At 40.6% G+C, this 3,528-nt stretch carries 3 protein-coding genes and 1 pseudogene; all 4 read right to left on the bottom strand.

Going from position 1 to position 3,528, the window contains the following annotated elements:
- Window positions 1-687: pseudogene (locus tag ACEW8O_RS11600) on the bottom strand (hypothetical protein); the annotation flags it as partial.
- 26 nt (window positions 688-713) lie between these two features.
- On the bottom strand, window positions 714-1,739 hold the full coding sequence (locus ACEW8O_RS11595) for a hypothetical protein (protein WP_373494793.1): 1,026 nt from the start codon (window positions 1,737-1,739) through the stop codon (window positions 714-716).
- A gap of 23 nt (window positions 1,740-1,762) precedes the next feature.
- Window positions 1,763-2,524, bottom strand: a complete 762-nt coding sequence (locus ACEW8O_RS11590) for a hypothetical protein (RefSeq protein WP_373494792.1) — start codon at window positions 2,522-2,524, stop codon at window positions 1,763-1,765.
- A complete protein-coding gene (locus ACEW8O_RS11585) occupies window positions 2,517-3,086 on the bottom strand; it encodes an RNA polymerase sigma factor (RefSeq protein ID WP_373494791.1) in 570 nt (189 codons plus the stop codon). Before ACEW8O_RS11585 ends, ACEW8O_RS11590 begins: the two co-directional genes overlap by 8 nt.
- Window positions 3,087-3,528 lie beyond the last annotated feature (442 nt).

Below are 3,528 nucleotides of genomic sequence, written 5' to 3'. Positions count from 1 at the left end.
ATAGCGGAAGTCATTGGCAAACATATTACCCATCTGGAACTGTCTTCGGCGGTCACCGGTATCGTCACGGTAAACAAATTTCCCTCTTCCACCCAATCTCAATCCTGCATAGGGCCCTATCCCAAACCTGAATTTTCCATTATTGCTCCTTATCGAAGGAATTAGACAGATATTGACATAGGAAGCTGAAATCTTGGACTTAATACCCCCACCATCTTCAAATTGATCAAAGAAAATACCATCCGGTGAACGCAAAGCCTGAAGATTTCTATCTTCAAATTTGAAATTGTACCAACTCACGCCCAACATGGTTTTGATCCTGAAATTTTCACTTGGCTTATAGGTGTAATAGGTGTTGAAAGCAGGATTCCAGCTTCCCCAGGGCCTTACGGCAGGGGCATCACTATCACCTATCCAGGTATTGATTCCCAATTCCAGATCAAGCCCTGTATCGTGCCTGACTTTTCTATTGGATTTCCTTTCAGTATCTTTTTCATTGTAAACCTTGGAGTTGGGTATGAATTCCCAGGTTCTTGAACCGTCATCATTTTTCTTAACCTCTATTTTGGTATCGAAAATAGAAAATACGGTAGTTTTGTTCATTGCGATTTTCACTGAATCTTCTACCTGAGCAATTGCCCAATTGGAAAGAAACATGAAGGACAAAATAATTGTTGTCTTTTTCATTGGTGTAGTTTTTTTAAAAAAGGAGTTTAAAATATTACCCCAAAAGTGATTGGGTTCAATTCAGGACCCGCACCATCCTGGAAGAGTTTGTTGAGATCATAAGTGCTGAAGAAATTGACCCTGCCGACACCTACCTCACCCCGGATGCCATAGCGGAAGTTGTTCAAATATATGCCTGTGGCCTGATGGTCTTTTTGGCGTCCACCGCCTTCCAATGGCCTGTAGACATACTTGCTTCTTCCACCAAGCCGGTATCCCGCATAAGGTCCCAATGCCACTCTGAATCCTTTTCTTCCCTGATCATTCATTTGGCCAAAATCCAATTTGAACAAACTCATCGCTGTCAGGTAGGATGCAGAAATCTTACTTTTGAATCCGGTCACATCTGTCCTTTGGATAAAATCTATTTCTCCGTCTCCCCGGACTGTTTGAAAGTCCCTGTTTTCAAACTTGAAATTGTACCATTGCACTCCTAGACCAAGGTCCCAGTGAAAACCTTTGCTAATTCGCTGACTTGCCATCCAATTGAGACCAACATTCCAGCTGCCCCATCCCTTGACAGCATAAGGTGAACTTGAAGTAGGAAACTGTCCATTCCCATCCAGATAATTATTAATACCCAGATCAATGTTGAAATAAGTCCTAAAAGGTGGATCACTTCGTTTCTTTGTACCGGTCTGAACCTTTACTTTGGTATCACCGCCCGTTTCATCTACTGTGACCCTGATTCCTCCAACATTAACTTCAGTCTCCTGACCGTCCTCACGGACCCTTACAACTTCCTTAGTCCCTTTTTTGCCCTGTACTTCTACGACTACAAGTTCACCGCTTTTTTCATCGACTACCAGATCCAGTTCCCTGATGATCTGATTGATATTCATTCCTTTTAATCTTTCAAAATCCTCCTTGTTGTCCACGAAGACAACGATTTTACCGGATTTACCGAATTCTACAATGATGGTGTCATTCTGGACCATAAAGTCATCATTCATACGTCCATAGGCCAATTGCACCAAGCCTAGCAAACAAAACAATAACAGGTATTTTTTCATAGTGTATAGTTTCTAATAATTGGTTATTTACTTCTTTCTCTTCTTGGAACATTGCTTGCAAAGAGATTTTCCTTTGCATCCTGCAGGTCTGCAAATCCTTGTTCTACTTTGTTCAGAAATCCTCCGATTTTATCTACTTTATTCTCAATTTCGCTGATCAGCCCCTGTTTGGCAGGTTCATTTTTTAAGCCATTGGATTTAATGATGACTTTGTATTCCACAAATTCTTCATCTTCTTTTTTCACGGGCTCATTCATAGCTATGGCACTTTCCAGTTTTAGTTCAGGAAGATCAAGTTCAGGGATTCCGATCAATTGTTCCTGATTTCTATCCCCCTGATCTGAATGATCTGCTAAAAGCTCTTTTGGACTTTCAATGACTGTATTTCTTATCATTTGTGGTATTTTAGCAGGTCTGTCTTGGGATTTTTTCTTTTCCGTATTTTCAGGTTGGGTAAGGTCACTTCCTTCCTCAGCATTGAATTCTTGCATTTCTTGGGGTTCTGAGTTGCTGTCCAAAAGATCCTCTTGAACCGGAATTTCTATGATTTCAGCAGTTTGAGGTCCCGGAAGGTTTTCAGATCCGGAAACTTGCCAGATGATATACCCCACGCCCATTAGCAATATTATAGCTGCCGCTATCCTCATAAATGGGAAATATACAGCTTTGCCTTTTTTACCTAATTGTGAATCCAATCTTTCCCAAGCAAGTTTGGATGGTTTTACTTCATGATTAACCAGTTTTTCCTTGAAGTACCGGTCAAAATTTTTATCTGTGTTAGCCATTGATTCTCCTTTCTTTGATTTGTTGATCGGCTATTTTCTGTTTCAATGTATTTCTTGCCCTGTTCAATTGTGATTTGGAAGTTGACTCCGTGATACCCAATAGATCGGCAATTTCCGCGTGGCTATAACCTTCGATGGCATATAGGTTGAATACTGTCCGGTAGCCTACCGGGAGTTCATGTACCAGATCCATCAGTTCAGCCGCCTCCAGGTGATTCAGTTCATAAGCTGAATTCATGTTTTCAAGATGGCTTTCCATATTGACCTCCATGCTGAGATTCCGGTTATTCCTAAGGGTAAGCAATGATTGTGTGACGATAATTCTTTTCATCCAACCCTCAAAACTTCCTTTTCCTTCAAACTGTGGCATTTTTTCAAAAATCTTCATAAAGCCTTCTATCATTACATCCTCTGCAAGGTCTCTATCTTTGACATACCGCATACAGATGGCGAGAAACTTTTTGGAATAAGACTCATAGAGATGCTGCTGGGCTTTTCGCTCACCCCTCAGGCAACCTTTGATGATGTCCGACTCCGTTGTAAAAGTTTTTTTGAATAACATTATTGATGGCTTTCAAATAGGTAGATACAGGTTGGTAAAAATAAGTTGCATTGATTTGTGAAAAAAGGTTAATTTTTTTTTTTGAGAGGCGAGAGATTAGAGGCGAGATGCGAGATGCCAGACCTTTGAGGTCTTTTTCAGACCTCGAAGGTCTTTAGCCTTTAGAGCCAAGAACCAAGAGCCAAGAACCAAGAGGCAAGAACAGGCCGGGAACCAAAAGTCCAAGTATCAAAAAAGGCAAAGCCTTCCACGAGTATCGGGGAACCGAGAAAAAGGTCTCTTTATAAATTAGATCCAGACAACAGTTTGGGACAGAAGTGTATAACCCAAAAGGAATTGGGTTTCTCATTTGAAAGTTGAATTAATAAAACTTATGGATTCAAGCGGTCATATCTTATACAATTTTGTTCATCATCACAAAATTGATAAGCTCTCTGGTATT

This window comes from Aquiflexum sp., from assembly GCF_041749095.1.
Classification (GTDB): Bacteria; Bacteroidota; Bacteroidia; order Cytophagales; family Cyclobacteriaceae; genus Aquiflexum.
This window is presented reverse-complemented; position numbering and strand designations above follow the sequence as displayed.

Excerpts from the sequence above, each read along its gene's own strand:
- ACEW8O_RS11595 (WP_373494793.1), bottom strand. The coding sequence starts at position 1,739 with ATGAAAAAATACCTGTTATTGTTTTGTTTGCTAGGCTTGGTGCAATTG.
- ACEW8O_RS11590 (WP_373494792.1), bottom strand. The coding sequence starts at position 2,524 with ATGGCTAACACAGATAAAAATTTTGACCGGTACTTCAAGGAAAAACTG.
- ACEW8O_RS11585 (WP_373494791.1), bottom strand. The coding sequence starts at position 3,086 with ATGTTATTCAAAAAAACTTTTACAACGGAGTCGGACATCATCAAAGGT.